The sequence below is a fragment of the Verminephrobacter aporrectodeae subsp. tuberculatae At4 genome, assembly GCF_000193225.1.
GTDB lineage: Bacteria > Pseudomonadota > Gammaproteobacteria > Burkholderiales > Burkholderiaceae_C > Acidovorax > Acidovorax aporrectodeae.
In genome coordinates, this window is record NZ_AFAL01000481.1 from 1 (window position 1) to 20998 (window position 20998).

General features: G+C 63.7%; 16 protein-coding genes and 2 pseudogenes. 15 read left to right on the forward strand and 3 right to left on the reverse strand.

Translation table 11 applies throughout. The features are described from left to right. Positions 1–25: 25 nt before the first annotated feature. A complete protein-coding gene (locus VTU_RS0115540; protein WP_010105795.1) occupies positions 26–1489 on the forward strand; it encodes an HlyD family type I secretion periplasmic adaptor subunit in 1464 nt (487 codons plus the stop codon). A gap of 33 nt (positions 1490–1522) precedes the next feature. Here VTU_RS0115540 and VTU_RS34940 read toward each other — a convergent pair whose 3' ends face one another. After that, the gene (locus tag VTU_RS34940; RefSeq protein WP_236610760.1) at positions 1523–1807 is read right to left on the reverse strand and encodes a hypothetical protein; all 285 of its coding nucleotides are present in this window, start codon (positions 1805–1807) and stop codon (positions 1523–1525) included. Here VTU_RS34940 and VTU_RS27590 point away from each other — a divergent pair. The 4 genes from VTU_RS27590 (at position 1787) to VTU_RS27605 (ending at position 8551) form a co-directional block, all read left to right on the forward strand. Further along, entirely contained in the window at positions 1787–3796 is a 2010-nt protein-coding gene (locus VTU_RS27590) for an SPM autocatalytic domain-containing protein (protein WP_010105799.1), read from the forward strand. The two genes, VTU_RS34940 and VTU_RS27590, sit on opposite strands and share 21 nt — an antisense overlap. Before the next feature lie 28 nt (positions 3797–3824). Next, positions 3825–4283 (forward strand): hypothetical protein, encoded by a 459-nt coding sequence (locus tag VTU_RS27595; protein WP_040892951.1) that lies wholly within the window; start codon positions 3825–3827, stop codon positions 4281–4283. Positions 4284–4592: 309 nt separating this feature from the next. Then, complete coding sequence (locus VTU_RS32885; RefSeq protein WP_138927920.1) at positions 4593–4901, forward strand: hypothetical protein; 309 nt, start codon at positions 4593–4595, stop codon at positions 4899–4901. A 17-nt stretch (positions 4902–4918) separates the two neighbouring features. Beyond that, entirely contained in the window at positions 4919–8551 is a 3633-nt protein-coding gene (locus tag VTU_RS27605; protein WP_081479848.1) for an SPM autocatalytic domain-containing protein, read from the forward strand. Between the two features lie 156 nt (positions 8552–8707). Here the strand turns inward: VTU_RS27605 and cynS are convergent, their stop codons facing one another. After that, positions 8708–9151 (reverse strand): cyanase, encoded by a 444-nt coding sequence (gene cynS, locus VTU_RS0115560; RefSeq protein WP_010105806.1) that lies wholly within the window; start codon positions 9149–9151, stop codon positions 8708–8710. A gap of 162 nt (positions 9152–9313) precedes the next feature. On the opposite strand from cynS, the gene VTU_RS0115565 reads away from it, so the two are divergent. The 5 genes from VTU_RS0115565 to VTU_RS0115585 all read left to right on the forward strand — a co-directional run bounded on the left by VTU_RS0115565 (position 9314) and on the right by VTU_RS0115585 (position 14251). Continuing rightward, positions 9314–10150, forward strand: coding sequence for an ABC transporter permease (locus tag VTU_RS0115565; protein ID WP_050809523.1), 837 nt, complete (start codon positions 9314–9316; stop codon positions 10148–10150). Between the two features lie 69 nt (positions 10151–10219). Then, positions 10220–10846, forward strand: coding sequence for an ANTAR domain-containing response regulator (locus VTU_RS0115570; protein ID WP_010105810.1), 627 nt, complete (start codon positions 10220–10222; stop codon positions 10844–10846). Between the two features lie 436 nt (positions 10847–11282). Beyond that, on the forward strand, positions 11283–12488 hold the full coding sequence (locus VTU_RS0115575) for a CmpA/NrtA family ABC transporter substrate-binding protein (RefSeq protein WP_010105812.1): 1206 nt from the start codon (positions 11283–11285) through the stop codon (positions 12486–12488). Positions 12489–12521: 33 nt separating this feature from the next. Further along, positions 12522–13448 carry a nitrate ABC transporter permease gene (gene ntrB, locus VTU_RS0115580; protein ID WP_010105814.1) on the forward strand — a complete coding sequence of 309 codons (927 nt, stop codon included), beginning with the start codon at positions 12522–12524 and terminating at the stop codon, positions 13446–13448. After that, entirely contained in the window at positions 13445–14251 is an 807-nt protein-coding gene (locus VTU_RS0115585; RefSeq protein WP_010105816.1) for an ABC transporter ATP-binding protein, read from the forward strand. The genes ntrB and VTU_RS0115585 overlap by 4 nt, the downstream gene beginning before the upstream one ends. A 1-nt stretch (position 14252) precedes the next feature. Here the strand turns inward: VTU_RS0115585 and VTU_RS0115590 are convergent, their stop codons facing one another. Then, the gene (locus VTU_RS0115590) at positions 14253–15362 is read right to left on the reverse strand and encodes an aldo/keto reductase (RefSeq protein ID WP_438873586.1); all 1110 of its coding nucleotides are present in this window, start codon (positions 15360–15362) and stop codon (positions 14253–14255) included. Between the two features lie 66 nt (positions 15363–15428). Between VTU_RS0115590 and VTU_RS0115595 the strand changes: the two genes are divergently transcribed. From VTU_RS0115595 to pepN, 5 genes and pseudogenes are all read left to right on the forward strand, one after another. Further along, positions 15429–16337 carry an alpha/beta fold hydrolase gene (locus VTU_RS0115595; protein WP_010105819.1) on the forward strand — a complete coding sequence of 303 codons (909 nt, stop codon included), beginning with the start codon at positions 15429–15431 and terminating at the stop codon, positions 16335–16337. 4 nt (positions 16338–16341) lie between these two features. Beyond that, positions 16342–16515, forward strand: a pseudogene (locus tag VTU_RS0115600) (alpha/beta fold hydrolase); the annotation flags it as partial. A gap of 109 nt (positions 16516–16624) precedes the next feature. Then, positions 16625–17729, forward strand: a protein-coding gene (gene prfB / locus VTU_RS0115605; RefSeq protein ID WP_138927921.1) for a peptide chain release factor 2 whose coding sequence is annotated in 2 segments (ribosomal slippage) — positions 16625–16705 and positions 16707–17729 — 1104 coding nt in all. Because the reading frame shifts where the segments join, the coding sequence is not laid out codon by codon here. Beyond that, positions 17729–18403 carry an HAD family hydrolase gene (locus VTU_RS0115610; protein WP_010105825.1) on the forward strand — a complete coding sequence of 225 codons (675 nt, stop codon included), beginning with the start codon at positions 17729–17731 and terminating at the stop codon, positions 18401–18403. Before prfB ends, VTU_RS0115610 begins: the two co-directional genes overlap by 1 nt. Continuing rightward, positions 18387–20998: pseudogene (pepN, locus tag VTU_RS27610) on the forward strand (aminopeptidase N); the annotation flags it as partial. The gene VTU_RS0115610 and the pseudogene pepN, both read left to right, overlap by 17 nt.

A 20998-nucleotide genomic window follows, 5' to 3' on the forward strand; every position in this document is an offset into this window, starting at 1 on the left:
CCACCATCCCGCCCCGGGGACTGGCATGAACACCACTGCGCCGCGCCACCCGGCCCTGGAACTGCTGGCCCGCTACCGGGCCGTGCTGCGAACCGCATGGGCCCGGCGCGCGGAACTCGCCGGGCCGGCGCGCCTGGCCGACGAACAAGCCTTCCTGCCCGCCGCCCTGAGCCTGCAGGAAATGCCGGTGCACCCGGCGCCCCGGCGCATCGCCTACGCGCTGATGGCGCTGTTCCTGAGCGCCGTGGCATGGACCACCTTCGGCAAGATCGACATCGTGGCCGTGGCGCCCGGGCGCATCATCGTGAGCGAGCGCACGAAAACCGTCCAACCGCTGGAGCGCAGCGTGGTGCGCCGCATCCTCGTCCAGGACGGCGACCGGGTGCAGGCCGGCCAGCCGCTCATGGAACTCGACCCCACCGACGCGCAGGCCGACCGGGCCAGCCTGCTCGAAACGCACAAGGCCGCGCAGTCCGAATGGCTGCGCACCCGCGTGCAGCAACAGATGCTGCGCGCGGGAAAGCACAAGGCACCCGTGGATCGGGCGCTGGACGCAGCCATCCGGGAAAACGCCGCCGCAGCCGACTGGACCGACGCAGAACGCGCAAGAGCCCAGGCCCAACTGGCCGCGGAATGGAACGACGTCAGCGCGCGCCTGGACCGCCTGAGCGCAGAACAACAGCGCCGCGAGGCCGAGAGGGCCACCGTGCAGGCCATGATCGACAAGCTCGAATCCACCGTGCCCATCGCCCGCCAGCGCGAACAGGACTTCCAGACCCTGATGGCCCAGGGCTTCATGTCGGTCCACGCCCGGCAGGACCGCACCCGCGAACGCATCGAACTCGAACGCGACCTGGCAACGCAAAAGGCCCGCTTGTACGAAGCGCAGGCGGCGCTGCGCGAGGCCAAAGAAACCCGCAGCGCCTACCTCGCAGAAACCCTGCGCGCGCTGAGCGAACGCCAGGCGCAGGCAGACCTCAAGCGCCACCAGACGGGCCAGGAACTGACCAAGGCCAGGCAACGCGAACAGCGCGCAACGCTCACGGCCCCGGTCAGCGGCACCGTGCAGCAACTGGCCCTGCACACCGAAGGCGGCGTAGTCACCGAGGCCCAGGCCCTGATGGTCATCGTCCCCGAAAGCGCGAGCATGAGCGCCGAGGTCACGCTGGAAAACAAGGACATCGGCTTTGTAGTTCCCGGGCAGGACGTAAGCATCAAGCTGGAGACCTTCCCGTTCACGCGCTACGGCACCGTGCCCGCGGAGGTGGAGAAAGTGACGCAGGACGCGGTGAACGACGAGAAACGCGGCGCGATCTTCCCGGCCATACTCAAACTCGGGCGCACGCATATTGACGTGGACGGCAAGCCGATCCGGCTGGCGCCGGGGATGAATATCACGGCGGAGATCAAGACGGGGCAGAGGCGGGTGATTGAATATTTGCTGAGTCCGATTCAGAGGGCGGGGAGTGAGAGTTTGAGGGAGCGTTGATAAGGAGAGAATCATGTTGGTTAAAATGCTGCGCTACGCTTCGTTGTTTTTGCTGTTTGTAGTCAAGCATATGCTCTTGACCATGCAAGCCATCCCATTCAGAAAGCTTCCGGCAGCAGGCAAATAAAATGCCCTTCGCGTGATTTTTCTGAAGGCGGCGATGCTAGCGGTGCGGCTGGTGGCGCGGGTAGCGCGGGTTGTGCCGCTGGCGCTGACGGCACAACTCCTTCGCGCCGTGATCCGCTGGCCCTCGACCTCGATGGCGACGGCATTGAAACCACCAGCACCCGCGAAGGGATGGCCATCTTGTTCGGTCATGATGCGTGCGCTCCCTTGGAAGCAAACTGCCCGGTCCGTAACGGGACGGTCATCTTGTTCGATCATGATGCCGATGGCGTGAAAACCGGCACTGGCTGGGTCAAACCCGACGACGGCTGGCTGGTGCTGGACCGCAATGGCAATGGCACGATCGATTCGGGCCGCGAACTCTTTGGTGTGGACACGCTCAAGAAAAACGGTCAACGGGCCACCGACGGCTTTGACGCGCTCAAGGACTTGGACGCGAATAACGACGGAAAGATCAACTCGGCGGACAGCGTTTTTGCCAATTTGCGCATCTGGCGTGACTTGAACCAGGACGGCATCAGCCAGGCCAAGGAGTTGAGCACACTCAGCGCGAACAAAATTACCGCAATAGGCGTGAATTCAAGCGCTGGGCGAATCGACCTGGGAAATGGCAATGTGCAGACAGCAGCGGGCACCTTTACCCGGTCCAACGGGACCACGGGAACGACGGGGGAAACCCATAGCGCAACGGCCAACCTGGACCTGCTGGTAAATACCTTCTATCGGCAGTTTACTGACAGGATTCCACTCACCGATCAGGCCAAGGCATTGCCCAATTTGCGCGGCTCAGGGCGTGTGCGTGATCTGTCTGAAGCCATCAGCCTCTCGACCGAACTCGGCCATTGGGTGCAAACCTACGCCCAGCAAACCACCTACCAAGGACAGATCGACAAGCTCGACGGTTTCATTGAAAAATGGGCCGATACAGCCGATTTGAAACCACTCAAGGCGCAGGCAAACGCCCTCTCAAGCAATGGGGTCACATTGACCTACAAATTGGCCGGGTTGAGCGCAGGCAGACCAGACTACAAGGAATTCATTCGCAAGCTGGGCGTGGTCGAGCGCTTCATGGGTTTTACCTATGGGGGTGCCACCGGGCAGGCCCGGTTTACGCCATTGAATGCCAGCTCGGGCACGCTCAGGGTAACGCTGGCCGCTGAGCAGATCGCCAACATTTCTTTGGCGTACGACCGATTCAAAACGGACATTTATGATTCCCTGGTTCTGGAAACCAGATTGAAATCTTACACCAATATGTTTGATGCCGCGCTCAATGCGAACCCGTTTTCATTCTCCGGGATTGAATCGGCCTTTGTTCGGGGCATCGCATCGAACAGTCACCAGGGATCTGTCGATCTGGTCGAGTTTGTGAATTCTTACGGATACGAAAACTTGGCTGGACTTGGCTGGAACGCCATCGAATTCCTCGTCACCCAACTCGATACCACCACCGATCCGGGAGTATTCTGCAAGGAATTGAGCAGTTGGACAGTCCGTTTCGCGGCATCCACCGAGCACAGGCTCACCGGTACCTCTCGACCGGATTTGATTGTTGCTAGTGCAGGGGATGACAACATTCGGGGTTTCGGCGGCAAGGATATTCTGATTGGCAAAGCAGGCAACGATGCAATAGACGGTGGAGATGGTGACGACATCGTTCTGGGCGGTTCAGGCAACGACTCTTTGTCTGGCGGTGCTGGAGCTGATCGCTTGGAAGGCGGTGATGGGGACGATTGGATCCAGGGAGGCGCGGGAGCCGACACGCTCGACGGTGGCGCAGGCAACGACGTGCTCCGTGGTGGTGCGGAAAACGACACCTATCTGTTTGGCAAGGGCGACGGGCAGGACACCATCAGTTCGGGCTTCGCCGAGTTCGACGTGCTGCAGTTCAAGGTGGGTGTGGCGCCCTCGGAGATCGTGGCTACGCGCGCCGGCACGAGCTTGGTGCTGTCCATTGTGGGTACCGCAGACAAGGTGACCATCTGCGAATTCTTCCCCGGTGAGGACCCGGACAACCCCTATAACCCGATCCAGCAGGTCAGGTTTGCCGACGACACCATCTGGGGCGTCAATGCGCTCAAGGGCAGGGTCTCCGCGGGCACGGCAGCGGCCGATTACATCATCGATAGCACCGCAGGACAACGCGATCAGCGGTCAGGCCGGAGCCGATACGCTTGTTAGGCCAGCATTTTCTGAAAAGGAGAGAGTCATGTTGATCATAATGCGCTATTTTTTGTTGTTTTTTGTTGTTTGTAGTCAAGCATATGCTCTCGACCATGCAAGTCATCCGGTCCAGCAGGCTTCTGGCAGCAGGCAGATAAAATGCCCTTCCCGTGATTTTTATGAATTCATGAAAGTGTTTTCTGAAAGCAAGGAGGTGCAGATCAAATTTACCAAATATCCACTCAAGATCCAAGTGCTGGAGGATGCAGAACCTGAGGCAAAGCCGGTCATGCGAACATTCCGACGCGATCAGCAGGTCTCCTTCCCTGTTATAGATAATGCAATTGAGAGAAAACAAGAAAACCTGATTTTGCAGATTGATTGGATCAAATCGAATCGTGCCAAATTGACCATGATGAAAGATGATACCTGTTATGTTGTTAATTATTTCTTTGTTCTGAATTCCTGTTGGAGTTTGGTGCGTATTGAAAATTGGTCGCATTGAACTTTGAACTGTCAAGGAGAAAATCGTGCGTTTTAATGATGTGCCGAACACGGTATTGCCAGCCCAAAATGGCAGAACACCACATCTCACTGGGAGTCACGGTGGAAATCGAAAGCCCGAAGAACCACATGCAATCGTACAGCATGCTCATGCTGAGTTGTTAGGTCAGCATTTTCTGGTACTCTTTGTTGTTTTTTTGCTGTTTGTAGTCAAGCATATGCTCTCGACCATGCAAGTCATCCGGTCCAGCAGGCTTCTGGCAGCAGGCAAATAAAATGTCCTTCCCGTGATTTTTATGAATTCATAAAAGTGTTTTCTGAAAGCAAGGAAGTGCAGAGTCAATTTACGAAGTATCCACTCAAGCGCCAAGTGAGAGAGGATGCAGAACCCGAGGCAAAGATTGTCATGCGAACACTCCGACGCGATCAGGTCTCCTTCCCTGTTATATATGATGAAGCTGAGAGAAAACAAGAAAACCTGATTTTGCGCATTGATTGGATCAAATCGAATCGTGCCAAATTGACTATGATGAAAGATGATACCGATTATGTAATAGATTATTTTTTTATTTTGAATTCCTGTTGGAATTTAGTGCGTATTGAAAATTGGTCACTTTGAACTGAAAGGAGAAAATCATGTCTTTTGATGATGTAATGAAAATAGTACTGCCAGAACAAAATGGCAAAACACCACATATCACTGGGAGCTACGGTGAAAAACGAGAGGACAAGGAACCACATGGAGGAGTTGATTTTAATTATCAGGGTGGACAGTCTGGAATCAATTTGACACATCCTTTGGTTCATGCTCCCATTAGCGGAGTCGTGACTTTTGTGGGTGGTAAAGATAGCACCATCAAGATTCGTGACGCAGATGGAAACAGTCACGAGATCATCCATAACCACACACGGATTGTAGAGGTCGGGCAAAAAGTAAATGCAGGTACTCCGATTGGTACGATGGGTGGTCGTGGTCCCAAAGGAGAAAATTCTGTCGCACAGCATGTTCATTACCAGATGAAGAACCGACACGGTCGAACAATTAATCCAAAGCAGTGGTGGGATAACCGACCCAGCGGAGGTTCTGGCTCTGGTGATTCCAGGAATCCCGGCGGTGGTAGCAGCGATGCTGGCGGTGCGGCTGGTGGCACGGGTAACACAGGTTGTACCGCTGGCGCTGCTGGCACAACCCCACCGCGCCGTGATCCGCTGGTCCTCGACCTGGATGGCGACGGCATTGAAACCACCAGCACCCGCGACGGGACGATCATCTTGTTCGATCACGACGCCGATGGCGTGAAGACCGGCACTGGCTGGGTGAAACCCGACGATGGCTGGCTGGTGCGGGACCGCAATGGCAATGGCACGATCGATTCGGGCCGCGAACTCTTTGGTGTGGACACGCTCAAGAGCAACGGTGAACGGGCCACCGACGGCTTTGACGCGCTCAAGGACCTGGACGCGAATAACGACGGCAAGATCAACTCGGCAGACAGCGGTTTTGCCAATTTGCGCATCTGGCGTGATTTGAACCAGGACGGCATCAGCCAAGCCGACGAGTTGACCACACTGGACGCCAACAGCATTACTGCGATCGGCGTGAATTCAAGCGCTGTGCGGACCGACTTGGGAAATGGCAATCTGCAGACGGCAGCAGGCACCTTTACCCGGTCCAGCGGTACTACGGGAGCGACGGGGGAAACCAATAGTGCCACGGCCAACCTGGACCTGCTGGTCAATACCTTCTATCGGCAGTTTAGCGACAGGATCACACTCACCGATCAGGCCATGGCATTGCCCAATTTGCGCGGCTCAGGACGTGTGCGCGATCTGTCTGAAGCCATCAGCCTCTCGACCGAACTCGGTAATTGGGTACAAACCTATACCCAGCAAACCACCCGCCAAGGTCAGATTGACAAGCTCGACGGTTTCATTGAGAAATGGGCCGATACAGCCGATTTGAAACCACTCAAGGCGCAGGCAGATGCCCTCTCAAGCAATGGTGTGACGTTGACCTACAACTTGGCCGGGTTGACCGCAGGCACGCCAGACTACAACGAATTCATTCGCAAGCTGGGCGTGGTCGAGCGCTTCATGGGCTTTACCTATGGGGGCGCCACCGGGCAGGCCCGGTTTACGCCACTGGACGCCAACTCGGGCACGCTCAGGGTAACGCTGGCCGCTGAGCAGATCGCCAACATTTCCTTGGCGTACGACCGATTCAAAACGGACATTTATGAATCCCTGGTTCTGATAACCCGATTGAAGGCTTACACCGGTATGTTTGATTCCGCGCTCGAGGCGGACACGCTTTCGTTCTCCGGGCTTGAGTCGGCCTTTGTTCGGGGCATCGCATCGAACAGTCAACAAGGAATTATCGATCTGGTCGAGTTTGTGAGCTCTTACGGATACGGAAACTTGGCGGAACTCGGCTGGAACGCCGCCGACTTCCTCGCCACCCAACTCGATACCACCACCGATCTGGGAGTATTCAGCAAGGAACTGAGCAGTTGGACAGTCCGTTTCGCTGCGTCGTCCACCGACAGGCTCACCAGCACCTCACGGCCGGATTTGATTGTCGCCGGTGCAGGGGAGGACAACATCCGGGGTTTCGACGGCAACGATATGCTGATTGGCAAAGCAGGCAACGATGCAATAGACGGTGGAAATGGTGACGATATTGCTCTGGGCGGTGCAGGCAACGACACTTTGTTTGGCGGTGCGGGAGATGATCGCTTGAAAGGCGGTGATGGTATCGATTGGATCCAGGGTGGCACGGGAGCCGATACGCTTGATGGTGGAGCAGGCAATGACAGCCTCTACGGCGGGGACGGAGCCGACACGCTCGACGGAGGAACAGACAATGACCTGCTCAGCGGAGGTGCGGGCAACGACATTTATCTGTTTGGCAAGGGCGATGGACAGGACAGCATCAGTTCGGACTACGACCTGGCAGCAGACAAGCTCAATGTGCTGCAGTTCAAGGCGGGTGTGGCGCCCTCGGAGATCGTGGCGACACGCGCGGGCCAGAACTTGGTGCTGTCCATCGGGGACACCGCAGACAAGGTGAGCATTTGCGACTTCTTCTCCGGCGAGGGCCCGGCCAACGCGAACAACCCGATCCAGCAAGTCAGGTTCGCCGACGGCACCACCTGGGGCCTCAATGAGCTCAAGAACAAGGGATTCGCGGGCACGGCAGCGGCCGATTTCATCTTCGGCACCACGGCAGACGACCGCATCAGCGGTCAGGCCGGAGCCGACTCGATCTACGGGCTCGATGGCAACGACACGCTCGATGGCGGCGCGGACAACGACAGCCTCTACGGCGAGAACGGAGCCGACACGCTCGACGGAGGAACAGGCATCGACGTGCTCAGCGGAGGTGCGGGCAACGACACCTATCTGTTTGGCAAGGGCGACGGGCAGGACACCATCAGTCCGGACTACGAGCAGGCGGCAGACAAACTCAACGTGCTGCAGTTCAAGGCGGGTGTGGCGCCCTCGGAGATCGCGGCGACGCGCTCCGGCTCGACCTTGGTGCTGTCCATCGTGGACACCGCGGACAAGGTGACCATCTGCGACTTCTTCTCCAGGGACGACCCGGCCAACGCCAGCAACCCGATCCAGCAAGTCAGGTTCGCCGACGGCACCACCTGGGGTTTCAATGAACTCAAGAACAAGGCCTTCGCGGGCACGGCGGCGGCCGATTACATCGTCGGTACCACTGCGGACGACACCATCAGCGGCCAAGCGGGAGCCGACACGATCTACGGGCGCGATGGCAACGACACGCTCAATGGCGGTGCGGACAGCGACACCCTCTCCGGCGGGAACGGAGCAGACACGCTCGATGGCGGCGCAGGCAACGACACCCTGGACGGCGGCAATGGCAACGACACCTATGTTTTTGGCCGGGGCTCTGGTGTGGACAACATCACCGACTACGACAGCACCGCAGGCAATACCGATTGCCTGTCCATTGGCGCAGGCGTGAACACCAATCAGCTGTGGTTGCGCCGCGTGGATGCGGACCTGGAGGCAAGCATCATCGGCACCTCGGACAAGAGCCTGATCAACAACTGGTATGTGGGCAATGCCTACCATATCGAGCGCTTCCAGACCGCGGATGGCAAGGTGCTGCTGGACAGCCAAGTGAATGCCCTTGTGTCTGCGATGGCGGCCTTCGCACCGCCGCCCGCAGGGCAGACCACGCTGGCGGCCGATTACCAGACGGCTCTGGCTCCGGTGCTGGCTGCGGGCTGGAACTGATGGGCCCTGCCTGCGCAGGCCTTGTGGCAACCGGGCCTGCGCGGGCGGGGCAATGGAGCGAATTGCCTGCTGGCAAAGAGGGGGTAAGCGCTGCGCTCGGCCCAACCTGTCGCCGGGGTGTGGCCACGGCAGGGTACCGCGCGGCGCTTTGCCTTTTCAATACTGCTTGTAGGGCAGGAACTTGCCCGACAGGACCACTTTCACACGGTCGCCCTTGGGGTCGGCCTCGCGCGTGATGGCCATGCTCAAGTCGATGGCACTCATGATGCCGTCGCCGAACTCTTCGTGGATCAGCTCCTTGATGGTGCTGCCGTAGACGTTCACGATCTCGTACCAGCGGTAGATCAGCGGGTCGGTGGGCACGGGCGTTTGCAGCGTTCCCTTGTGGGGAACGATTTGCAGCCATTTCTGCTCCTCGTCCGTGAGGCCAAAGATCTCGCCCAGACACCGGGCCTGCTCGGCGGACGCGCTCATTTGGCCCAGGCACAGCGCGGTGGTCCATTCCTTGGACCGGCCAAGCTTGCTGGCGATGGCACTCCATTGCAGGCCCTTGGCGACCTTGGTGCTGATGATTTTTTCGGTGACGTCGTTGCGGTTCATGGGGTTTCCTTTTGCGGGCGTTGAGGGGCATCGGGCTTGCGATCAGCAGGGAAGGGGTGGCCTTGGCGCCGCTGCAACAGCGGGGCAGAAACCAACGGCAGACCGGGCCAGGCAGTGCTGCGCAAAAAGCGCGCCTGCCGGTTTACACCGCACAATAGGCGCATGCCAAGCGCCCCCGCATCCGCCCCCAGCCTTACCGCAGTCCAGCCGTCCATATGGCGCCCGCCCAGCCTCTCGGCCCGTGCTTGGCCGGTGTTCCTGCGCAACCTGCTGGTATGGCGCAAGCTGGCGTTTCCGAGCCTCGTGGGCAATATCGCCGAGCCGCTGATCTGGCTCGTCGCCTTTGGCTACGGAATGGGCGCGCTGGTGGGGCAGATCCAGGTGGAGGGGCAGACGGTTCCCTACATCCTGTTCCTGGCCAGCGGCTCGGTCTGCATGAGCGCCATGAACGCGGCAAGCTTCGAGGCGCTGTATTCGGCGTTCTCGCGCATGCATGTGCAAAAGACCTGGGAGGGCATCATGAATGCCCCCATCAGCCTGGACGACGTGGTGCTCGCCGAAATGCTCTGGGCCGCGTTCAAGGCGCTGTTCACGGTCTCGGCGATTTTGTGCGTGATGCTTGCCCTGGGAATCAGCCACAGCCCCAGGCTGTTGCTCGCCTGGCCCATTTTGCTGGGCGTGGGAATCATGTTTTCGAGCATTGCCCTGATCTTCAACGCGCTCGCCAAGGGCTACGATTTCTTCACCTACTACTTCACGCTGGGGCTCACGCCCATGATGTTCCTGTCGGGCGTGTTCTTCCCGCGCGCACAGTTGCCCCCTGTGGTGCGCGCCATCTCCGACTGGCTGCCGCTGACCCACGCGGTGGAACTGGTGCGGCCGCTGTTCATGAACCAGTGGCCCGTCGACGCACTGCGCCACGGCCTGGCGCTGGGGGGCACCACCGTGGCGGCGTTCTGGATCGCATTGGCGCTCACGCGCCGGCGCTTCAGAGCCTGAGGTGCGCATTCTGCGGCGCCGCGGCGGCGTTGTTCGTGGCGTAGAAATTGCTCGCGCGCAGGGATATGTATGACTGAGGCTTTGCGCATCGTGGTGGTGGCGCCGGATCTGGACGTTGCCGACCCGGGGGACGAGCACGCCGTGCGCTTGGCCGGGCGCTCGCGCGCGCTGCGCATCGGGCTGCTGGAGAACGGCTTCAACCTGGTGGCGACGCTGCCCGCGGATGTCTTTCTGAGCGAGCGCATCGCCCAGTTGCAGCCCGACCTGATCGTCGTGGACGCCGAAAGCGACGCGCGCGACGCGCTCGAGTATGTGGTGCTCGCCACGCGCGACGCGCGCCGCCCCATCGTGCTGTTCACGAACGACGAAGACACCTCGCACGTCAAGGACGCGGTGGCTGCGGGCGTTTGCGCCTATGTCGTCGCAGGCCTTGCGCCGCAGCGCATCCGCCCCATTCTGGACGTGGCCCTGGCGCGCTTTCGGCACGAGCAGGCTTTGCGCGCCGAACTCGCCGGGGCCCGGGCCGAACTGCGCGAGCGCAAGATCATCGAGCGCGCCAAGGGCCTGCTCATGCAGCGCCAGGGTCTGAGCGAACAGGAGGCCTACGCGAAGCTGCGCAAGGCCGCCATGGACAAGAGCCTCAGGCTCGCGGAACTGGCCCAGCGCATGCTCGATGCGCTGGACTTGCTGGACTGACGGCGCCCGCGTCCGCGTTCCCGGTGCAAAACCGGTGCGCGATGGTGCAGCGCACAAATCTGGTGCGCTGCGGCGTGCAGAGCCCGGTCCGCATTCGTCCGCGGGGATCGGGAGGCAGACGGGGCCCAGGGCTTGGGCTGCACGCGTCCCATGGCCCATGGCTTGCCCGCCCGGAATCCGCGTTGCTGGCACGCGGCTTGCACCAGCACCTGCAAGACCAATGCAGGTCGCACCACGGACAGCACCGACCCAATGGCGGGATCGCGCTTGTCCGTGTCGGAGCCCCGGGCTCCGCAATGGACAAAGGCGTCCCCGCCCGCACCCGGCTTTGCTGAGAGCAGCAACCGGGCGCGTGGTGAGGACGCCTTTCTTGTTTTTCACGCCACCAGGGACGCCCCATGACGAATAGCTTGAAACCAGCATCGACCGCCGCACCGTGCTGCAGGCCGCCGGTATCGGCGCCGTGGGCGCGGGCCCCGCGCTGCGCGCACTCGTGCACGCGCAGGGCTCGGACGCCCCGGAGAAAAAGGAGGTGAAGATCGGCTTTATTCCGCTGACCGACTGCGCCAGCGTGGTCATGGCCTCGGTGCTGGGAATCGACAAGAAATACGGTGTGAGCATCGTCCCCACCAAGGAGGCTTCCTGGGCCGGTGTGCGCGACAAGCTCGTGAACGGCGAACTCGACTTTGCCCATGTGCTCTACGGCTTGGTCTACGGGGTGCACCTGGGCATTGCCGGACCGAAGAAGGACATGGCCGTGCTCATGGGCCTGAACCACAACGGCCAGGCGATCACGCTGTCGCGCAAGCTCGCCGAAAAGGGCGCAGTCGATGGCGCGGGCCTGGCCCGGCTGATGGCGGCCGAAAAGCGCGAGTACACCTTTGCCCAGACCTTCCCCACCGGAACGCACGCCATGTGGCTGTACTACTGGCTCGCTGCGAATGGCATCGACCCGGTGCGCGACGCCAAGGTGATCACCGTGCCCCCGCCGCAGATGGTGGCGAACATGCGCGTGGGCAATATGGACGGCTTTTGCGTGGGCGAGCCCTGGAACCACCGCGCGATCATGGACGGCATCGGCGTGACCGCCACGACCACGCAGGAGATCTGGCGCGACCATCCGGAAAAGGTGCTCGGCACCACGTCCGAATTCGTGCGCCGGAACCCGAACACGGCGCGCGCCGTGACCGCCGCCATCCTGGAGGCCAGCCGCTGGATCGACGAGGGCCTGGCGAACAAGAATCGCATGGCCGAGACGATTGCCGGCAAAGCCTATGTGAACACCGACGTGCAGGGGATCAACCAGCGCATTCTGGGCCGCTACCAGGACGGCATGGGCAAGACCTGGGACGACCCGAACCACATGAAGTTCTTCAACGCCGGCGCGGTGAACTTCCCGTACCTGTCGGACGGCATGTGGTTTCTCACGCAGCACAAGCGCTGGGGCCTGCTGAAGGAGCACCCCGACTACGCCGCAGTCGCCCGGGCGGTGAACCGCATCGACATCTACAAGCAGGCGGCAGCGGCGTCCAAGACACCGCTGCCCAAGAGCGAGATGCGCAGCCAAAAGCTGATCGACGGTGTGCTCTGGGACGGCAAGGACCCCGCCCGGTACGCCGACAGTTTCAAGATCAGGGCCTGAACTTCCTGACCGACCCGCGAACAGGAGAACACCATGGTCAGTGCCGTGTTTCACGCCCCGCCCGATTCCGCCCCGGCGCGCAATGCCATGCCGCATGCAGCCGACGCTGCGGGCGCGGCCCGTGCCGCAAGCCCGGCGCCGCCAACGGAAAATCCCCCGGCCGCACGCCAGGCGGTCCGGACCCTGTCGCAAGGCTTCTGGCTCTGCGTGCTGCCGCCGCTGTGCGGCCTGGGGCTGCTCGTGGGCGTGTGGGCGCTGGTGTCCGCGAGCAGCGGCATTCCGGGCCCCCGGGAAACCTGGGCGCAGGCGCTGAAGGTGTTCGCCGACCCCTTCTATCGCAACGGCCCGAACGACCAGGGCCTGGGCTGGAACCTGCTGATGTCGTTGCAGCGCGTGGCCATCGGCTTTGGCATGGCGGCGCTGGTGGGCATTCCGGCGGGCTTCGTGATCGGGCGCTTCGACTTTCTGGGGCGCATGTTCAACCCGCTCATCAGCCTGCTGCGCCCGGTGTCCCCGCTGGCCTGGCTGCCGCTGGGTCTGCTGGTCTTCAAGGGCGCCAACCCGGCCGCCATCTGGACCATTTTCATCTGCTCCATCTGGCCCATGATCATCAACACCGCCGTGGGCGTGCAGCGTGTTCCGCAGGACTACATGAACGTGGCCCGCGTGCTGAATCTGTCCGAATGGAAGATCGCCACCCGGATCCTGCTGCCCGCCGTCCTGCCCTACATGCTCACCGGCGTGCGCCTGGCCGTGGGCACCGCCTGGCTCGTGATCGTCGCGGCCGAGATGCTCACTGGCGGCGTGGGCATAGGCTTTTGGGTGTGGGACGAGTGGAACAACCTGAACGTGAAGAACATCCTCATTGCCATCTTCGTGATCGGCGCCGTCGGGATGGTGCTCGAATACGCGCTCATCCGGCTCGCCAGCGCGTTCACGTTCGAGGAGGTCAGGGCATGAACGCCGGCAACCGGTTCATTGAAGTCCAGGGCGTGGAACAAAGCTTCAAGACGGCCAAGGGCCTGTTCCCCGCGCTGCGCGGGATCGATCTGGCGATTGCCCGCGGCGAGTTCGTCGCGCTCATCGGCCACTCGGGCTGCGGCAAGTCCAGCCTGCTGAACCTGATTGCCGGGCTGGCCACGCCCACGCGCGGCGTCCTGCTGTGTGCGAACAAGGAGATCCGGGGCCCCGGGCCGGAGCGCGCGGTGGTCTTTCAGAACCACTCGCTGCTGCCCTGGCTGAGCTGCTTTGACAATGTGTACTTGGCCGTGGAGCGCGTTTTTGGCGCCAAGGAAGACCGGGCCCGGCTCAGGCAGCGCACAGCCGACGCTCTGGCGCTGGTCGGCTTGGCGCACGCGGGGCAAAAGCGCCCCGGCGAAATCTCCGGTGGAATGAAGCAGCGCGTGGGAATCGCGCGCGCGCTGTCCATGGAGCCGCAGGTGCTGCTCATGGACGAGCCCTTCGGCGCACTCGACGCGCTGACCCGCGCCAGGCTGCAGGACGAGCTGCTGGAAATCGTTGCGCGCACGCAGAGCACCGTGGTCATGGTCACGCACGACGTGGACGAGGCCGTGCTGCTCGCCGACCGGATCGTGATGCTGAGCAATGGGCCGGCCGCAACCATTGGCGAGATCCTGTGCGTGGACCTGCCCCGCCCGCGCCTGCGCGTGGAACTGGCCGAGGACCCGCGCTACCTGCGCTGCCGCAAGGCGGTGATCGACTTTCTGTACACGCGCCAGGCGCATGTGGAGCGGGTGGACTGAGTCACTGCGCCGGGTCGCGCATTTCCCGGCGGATGGCGTCGATGGCCTGCAGCAGTTCGGGCGACAGGCGCGTTCCCCAGGCGTTCAGGTTTTCGTCGAGCTGCGCGGCGCAGGTCACGCCGATGATGCTGCTCGCCACCTGCCACTTGGTGTAGCAGAACGCGAGCGCCATCTGCGTGGGCGTCAGGCCGTTGGCGCGGGCCAGCGCGTTGTAGCGGCGCGCGGCCTGCAGCGCCTCGGGGCGCCCCCAGCGCTGCCCGCGCATCGACTCGTAGACGGTGATGCGCGCGTCCTTGGGTGCGCTCGGGCCCGTGGTGCCGCCCGCGTCGTACTTGCCCGTGAGCAGGCCAAAGCCCAGCGGCGAATAGGCGAGCAGCGATACCGCGAGCCGGTGGCAGGTTTCGTCGAGCGCGTTTTCCCAGCTGCGGTTGATCAGGCAGTACGGGTTCTGCACCGTGGCCACGCGCGGCAGGGCGTGCTGCTCGGCCAGGCGCACGAACTCGTGCACGCCGTAGGGCGTCTCGTTGGACAGGCCGATGCAGCGCACCTTGCCCGCCTGCACCAGCCGCGCCAGCGCCTGGAGCTGCTCGTGGATCGGCGTGCTCGATGCCTCCTTGGCCGGGTCGTAGTACAGGGCGCCGAACGCGGGCACGTGGCGCTCGGGCCAGTGGATTTGGTACAGGTCGATGACGTCGGTGCGCAGGCGGCGCAGGCTGCCCTCGCACGAGGCCGCGATGTCCGCCGCCGTCATGCCCCGGCCGCTGCGCACCCAGGGCATGCCGCGTCCAGGGCCCGCGACCTTGGTCGCGAGCACCAGCTTCTGGCGCGCGCCCGGATTCTTCGCCAACCAGTTGCCGATGATGCGCTCGGTGGCGCCGCAGGTCTCGGCGCGGGCGGGCACCGCGTACATCTCGGCGGTGTCGATGAAGTTCAGGCCGCGCTCCAGCGCGCGGCTCAGTATGGCGTGCGCGTCGGCCTCGGCGACCTGTTCGCCAAAGGTCATGGTTCCCAGGCAAATGGGGGTGACGCGCAAATCGCTCTGGCCAAGTTGGATTTTTGCATGGGTGGGGCCGGACGGCGGGCAGCGGAACGAGCGCGCAGGATAATGGATTTCCACGTCCCGCACCCTGCGGTGCGCACCCGCCCGAACCCCTGCCGACTCCACAGCCCCGCCCCCATGTACCAACCCCGCCACGCTTCGCGCAGCAGCACACTGGCGCTGCGCCATCTGAACTACCACGTGCGCCACTGGGGGCCGCAGGACAGCCCCCGGCCCGCGCTGGTGCTGCTGCACGGCTGGATGGACGTGAGCGCCTCGTACCAGTTCACGGTGGACGCGCTGCGGCAGGAGCGGCGCATCATTGCGCCCGACTGGCGCGGCTTCGGGGGCACGTCGAGCGCGCAGGCGGACCATTATTTCTTTCCCGACTACCTGGCCGACCTGGACCTGCTGCTGGACCACTGCGCCCCGGGCCAGGCCGTCGATCTGGTGGGGCACAGCATGGGCGGCAACGTGGCCATGATGTACGCCGGCGTGCGGCCCGATCGCGTGCGCCGGCTGGTCAATCTGGAGGGCTTTGGCCTGCCGGCCACACAGCCCGCGCAGGCCCCCGCGCGCTACGCGCAATGGATCGACGAGATCCGGCAACTGCACCAGGGCGCGATGGCCCTGAAGACCTACGACAGCGCCGACGGCGTGGCGCGCCGCCTCATGCGGACCAACCCCCGCCTGGCGCGGGACAAGGCCGAATGGCTGGCGCAGCACTGGGCGCGACCCAACGCCCGGGGGCAGTGGGAAATCCTCGGCGACCCCGCGCACAAGATCACCAGCGCGCAGCTCTTTCGCGTGGACGAGGTTCTGGCCATGTACGGGCGCATCAGCGCCCCGGTGCTCGCCGTCGAGGCCGACGCGAACAGCCTCGGCCAATGGTGGGGCGGCGAGTACACGCTGGACGAATACCACCAGCGCCTGCGCCATGTGCGCGACTGCCGCAGCGCCGTGGTGCGCGACGCCGGCCACATGCTGCACCATGACCAGCCCGGGCAGGTCGCGCAGCTCATCGAGCAGTTCCTGGACGCCGCGTGAGCGCAACAGCCTCGGCCAATGGTGGGGCGGCGAGTACACGCTGGACGAGTACCACCAGCGCCTGCACCATGTGCGCGACTGCCGCAGCGCCGTGGTGCGCGACGTCGGCCACATGCTGCACCTCGACCAGCCCGGGCAGGTCGCGCAGCTCATCGAGCAGTTCCTGGACGCCGCGTGAGCGCCCCGGAAGGGCCGCGCCGTTGTTCCCAGTTGTTCACAAATCCCGCCCGGGCAGCGTCCCGTGAGAAAATCGCGCGCCCACAAACCCACAGAACCGGCAGGACACCATGGACGCAGAACGTATCAACCTCATCGGCAACACCCTCTCTGACCTGATCGGGCGAACGCAGGCGTTGCGGAGGTATCTTTGACTTCGATGCCAAATTCGAACGCCTGAGAACCGTGAACGCAGCGCTGGAGGACCCGGCGGTCTGGAGTGATCCCCGCAAGGCGCAGGAGCTGGGCAAGGAAAAGAAGACCCTCGACGGCGTGGTGCTCACGCTCGACAGGCTGGTGCGCGAGCTCGCGGACAACGCCGAGCTGTTCGCGCTGAGCCGGGAAGAAAACGACACCGCCGGCCTGGCGGCGATCGAAGCCGAAACCGCCAAGCTCAGGCCCGAGATCGAAGCGCTCGAGTTCCGCCGCATGTTCGGCAACGAGGCCGATCCGCTGAGCTGCTTCATCGACATCCAGGCGGGCGCGGGCGGGACCGAGGCCTGCGACTGGGCCGGCATGCTGCTGCGCCAGTACCTGCGCTACGCCGAGCGCAAGGGCTTCAAGGCCGCAGTCGAGGAGGAAACGCCGGGCGACGTGGCGGGAATCAAGAGCGCCACGATCAAGGTCGAGGGGGAATACGCCTACGGCCTGCTGCGCACCGAAACCGGCGTGCACCGCCTGGTGCGCAAGAGCCCGTTCGACTCCTCGGGCGGGCGCCACACGAGCTTTGCCAGCCTGTTCGTCTACCCCGAGATCGACGACTCGATCCAGATCGACATCAACCCGGCCGACGTGCGCACCGACACCTTCCGCGCCAGCGGCGCGGGCGGCCAGCACATCAACAAGACCGACTCGGCCGTGCGCCTGACGCATATTCCCACGGGAATCGTCGTGCAATGCCAGGACGGCCGCAGCCAGCACGGCAACCGCGACATCGCGTGGCAGCGCCTGCGCTCGCGCCTGTACGACCATGAAATGCGCAAGCGCCAGCAAGCGCAGCAAAAGCTCGAAGACAGCAAGACCGACGTCGGCTGGGGCCACCAGATCCGCAGCTACGTGCTGGACAACAGCCGCATCAAGGACCTGCGCACCAACGTCGAAATCTCGGCCACGCAAAAGGTGCTCGACGGCGACCTCGACGCCTTCATCGAAGCCTCTCTGAAGCAGGGCCTGTGATGCGCACCGAAGCCATCATCTTCGACATGGACGGCACCATGGTCGATTCCATGCCCTGGCATTCCCGGGCCTGGGGCGAGTTTGCGCGGCGCCGCGCCGTGCCGATCGACCTGCCCGACTTCATGTCCCGCACCACGGGCCGCAACGGCGCCGAATGCCTGCACGAACTGCTCGGCCGCGCGCTCGTGCAGGACGAGGTGGACGCGCTCACGCGCGAGAAGGAAGACATCTACCGCGAATTGTTCGCGCCGCACTTCGCCGAGGTCGCGGGCTTTCGCCGCTTTGCCGCAGAGGTCGCCGAGCGCGGACTGAAGGTCGCCGTGGGAACGGCAGGCGACATCCACAGCGTGCGCTTCGTGCTGTCGCAGCTTGGCATGGAGCCTGCGCCCCTGGCCATCGTGCGCGGCGACGAGGGGCTGCCCGGCAAGCCCCGGCCGGATATTTTTCTCGAGGCGGCGCGGCGCATCGCGGCGCAGCCCGCGCATTGCATCGTCTTTGAAGACGCTCCCTTCGGCATCGAAGCCGCCCGGCGCGCGGGCATGCGCGCCGTGGCCATCTGCAGCACGCACAGCGCGCAGGAACTCGCGGGCCCGCACGTGCTCGCCGCCGTGCGCGACTACACCGAACTCATGAACACCGACTTTCTGGAGCGCATCCATGTTGCCACTGCATGAGGCCGATACCGGTGGCGACGGCGCAGGCCCGGCGCACGCCATTCGCCGCGAGGACTACTGCGCGCCCGCATTCTGGATCGACAGCGTGGATCTCACGTTCGACCTGGACCCCCAGAAGACGCGCGTGCTCAACCGCATGACGCTGCGCCGCAACCCGGACCTGGCCGCGCAGCCGCTGAGACTCGACGGCGAGGACCTGAACCTGGCGCGCGTGCTCGTCGATGGCCAGGGTTGCTCGTTCAAGATGGAGGGCCAGCGCCTGGTGCTGGAAAAGCTGCCGGACAGCGCGCCCTTCACGCTGGAGATCTTCAGCACCTGCTGCCCGGTGAAGAACACGCAGCTCATGGGCCTGCACATGAGCCAGGGCAGTTTCTTCACGCAGTGCGAGGCCGAGGGTTTTCGGCGCATCACCTACTTTCTCGACCGCCCGGACGTGATGGCCAGCTACAGCGTCACGCTGCGTGCCGACCGGGCCCTGTACCCGGTGCTGCTGTCCAACGGCAACCTGGTCGCCAGCGGCGCGCTCGAGGGCGGGCGCCACTTTGCGCGCTGGGTCGATCCGCACAAAAAACCCTGCTACCTGTTCGCGTTGGTCGCGGGCAAGCTGGTGGCGCGCGAGCAGCGGATCAGGAGCCTCTCGGGCCGCGAGCACCTGCTGCAGGTGTACGTGCGCCCCGGTGACCTGGCCAAGACCGAGCACGCGATGCGCGCGCTGATGCACAGCGTGGCCTGGGACGAGGCGCGCTTCGGCCTGCCGCTCGACCTGGAGCGCTTCATGATCGTCGCGACCAGCGACTTCAACATGGGCGCCATGGAGAACAAGGGCCTGAACATCTTCAACACCAAGTACGTGCTCGCCAGCGAGGCCACCGCCACCGACACCGACTACGCGTACATCGAAAGCGTGGTCGGCCACGAGTATTTCCACAACTGGACGGGAAACCGCGTGACCTGCCGCGACTGGTTCCAGCTGAGCCTCAAGGAAGGGCTCACGGTGTTTCGCGACCAGGAGTTCAGCCAGGACCTGGCGGGCAGCGCGTCGGCCCGCGCCGTCTTGCGCATCAAGGACGTGCGCGTGCTGCGCACCATGCAGTTTGCCGAAGACGCCGGCCCCATGGCGCACCCGGTGCGGCCCGACAGCTACGTCGAGATCGACAACTTCTACACCGTCACCGTCTACGAAAAGGGCGCCGAGGTGGTGCGCATGATGCATACCCTGGTCGGGCGCGAAGGCTTTGCGCGCGGCCTGAGGCTGTACTTCGAGCGCCACGACGGCCAGGCCGTGACCTGCGACGATTTCGCGCAGGCCATTGCCGACGCCAACCCGGCGAGCGCGCTGGCGCGCCTGCTGCCCCAGTTCAAGCGCTGGTACAGCCAGGCCGGAACGCCGCGCGTGCGCGCCTCGGGCAGCTACGACGCGGCCACGCGCTGCTACACGCTCAGCCTGGCGCAAAGCTGCGCGCCCACGCCCGGACAGCCCGACAAACAGCCCTTCGTCATCCCCGTGGAACTGGGACTGCTCAGCGCCAGCGGCGCCGCCCTGCCGCTGCACCTGGCGACGCGGCCCCGCACGCTGCGGCGTCAGACGCAGCCTCACACCTCGTGGTGCTCACCGAAGCCGAGCAGACGCTGGTCTTCAGCGACCTGGACGGCGAACCCGTGCCCTCGCTGCTGCGCAACTTCAGCGCCCCCGTGCTGCTGGACATGGCCTGCACCGACTCCCAGCTGCTCACGCTGCTGGCGCACGACACGGACCCGTTCAACCGCTGGGAGGCCGGCCAGCGGCTGGCGCTGCGCAGGGCCATGGCGGCGATCGCCGACAAGGCATGTGGCGCCAACGGCCGCATCGGGCAGCCGATTCTCTGCGCGGAGTTCGTCGCGGCGATGCGCGGCGTCCTGCGCCACCCCACGCTCGAGCCGGCCTTCAAGGACTTGGTGCTCATGATGCCGTCGGAGAGCTACATCGCCGAACAGCTCGACGTGGTCGATCCGCAGCGCGTCCACACCGTGCGCGAAGCCATGTGCGAGCAGCTTGCGCTGGCGTTGCACGCCGACTGGGTCTGGGCCTGGGAGCAGAGTCAGAGCCGCGGCGGCTACTGTCCCGACCCGGCGTCGTCCGGCCGCCGCGCGCTCGGCGGTCTGGCGCTGAGCTTGCTGTGCCTGGCCGCCCGGAGCACGGGCGACACGCTCTGGCCCGCAAAGGCCTACCAGTGCTTCAAGGACGCGACGAACATGACCGAGCGCTTCAACGCGCTCGTGGCGCTGGTGTCCTGCGACAGCGAACTCGCGGCCCCGGCGCTGGCGCGTTTTCATGCGCAGTTCCGCGACGAGCCGCTGGTCGTCGACAAATGGTTCGCGCTGCAGGCGACGGCGTTCGACCGTGGCGGCAACGTGCTGCCTGTCGTGCGCCAGCTCATGCAGCACCCGGACTTCAACCTGAAGAATCCGAACCGCGCGCGCAGCCTGCTCTTTGGCTACTGCAACGCCAACCCGGGCGCGTTCCACCGCGCGGACGCGGCGGGCTATGTGTTCTGGCGCGAGCGCGTGCTCGAAATCGACCCCATCAACCCCCAGATCGCCGCGCGCCTGGCGCGC

Bases quoted from the DNA above. Each gene is read 5' to 3' on its own strand.
- VTU_RS27595 (WP_040892951.1), top strand. From the start codon at position 3,825: ATGTTGATCATAATGCGCTATTTTTTGTTGTTTTTTGTTGTTTGTAGT.
- VTU_RS0115610 (WP_010105825.1), top strand. From the start codon at position 17,729: ATGCGCACCGAAGCCATCATCTTCGACATGGACGGCACCATGGTCGAT.
- VTU_RS27590 (WP_010105799.1), top strand. From the start codon at position 1,787: ATGGCCATCTTGTTCGGTCATGATGCGTGCGCTCCCTTGGAAGCAAAC.
- VTU_RS34940 (WP_236610760.1), bottom strand. From the start codon at position 1,807: ATGACCGAACAAGATGGCCATCCCTTCGCGGGTGCTGGTGGTTTCAAT.
- VTU_RS0115595 (WP_010105819.1), top strand. From the start codon at position 15,429: ATGTACCAACCCCGCCACGCTTCGCGCAGCAGCACACTGGCGCTGCGC.
- VTU_RS0115585 (WP_010105816.1), top strand. From the start codon at position 13,445: ATGAACGCCGGCAACCGGTTCATTGAAGTCCAGGGCGTGGAACAAAGC.
- ntrB (WP_010105814.1), top strand. From the start codon at position 12,522: ATGGTCAGTGCCGTGTTTCACGCCCCGCCCGATTCCGCCCCGGCGCGC.
- VTU_RS0115565 (WP_050809523.1), top strand. From the start codon at position 9,314: ATGCCAAGCGCCCCCGCATCCGCCCCCAGCCTTACCGCAGTCCAGCCG.
- VTU_RS27605 (WP_081479848.1), top strand. From the start codon at position 4,919: ATGTCTTTTGATGATGTAATGAAAATAGTACTGCCAGAACAAAATGGC.
- VTU_RS0115570 (WP_010105810.1), top strand. From the start codon at position 10,220: ATGACTGAGGCTTTGCGCATCGTGGTGGTGGCGCCGGATCTGGACGTT.
- VTU_RS0115540 (WP_010105795.1), top strand. From the start codon at position 26: ATGAACACCACTGCGCCGCGCCACCCGGCCCTGGAACTGCTGGCCCGC.
- cynS (WP_010105806.1), bottom strand. From the start codon at position 9,151: ATGAACCGCAACGACGTCACCGAAAAAATCATCAGCACCAAGGTCGCC.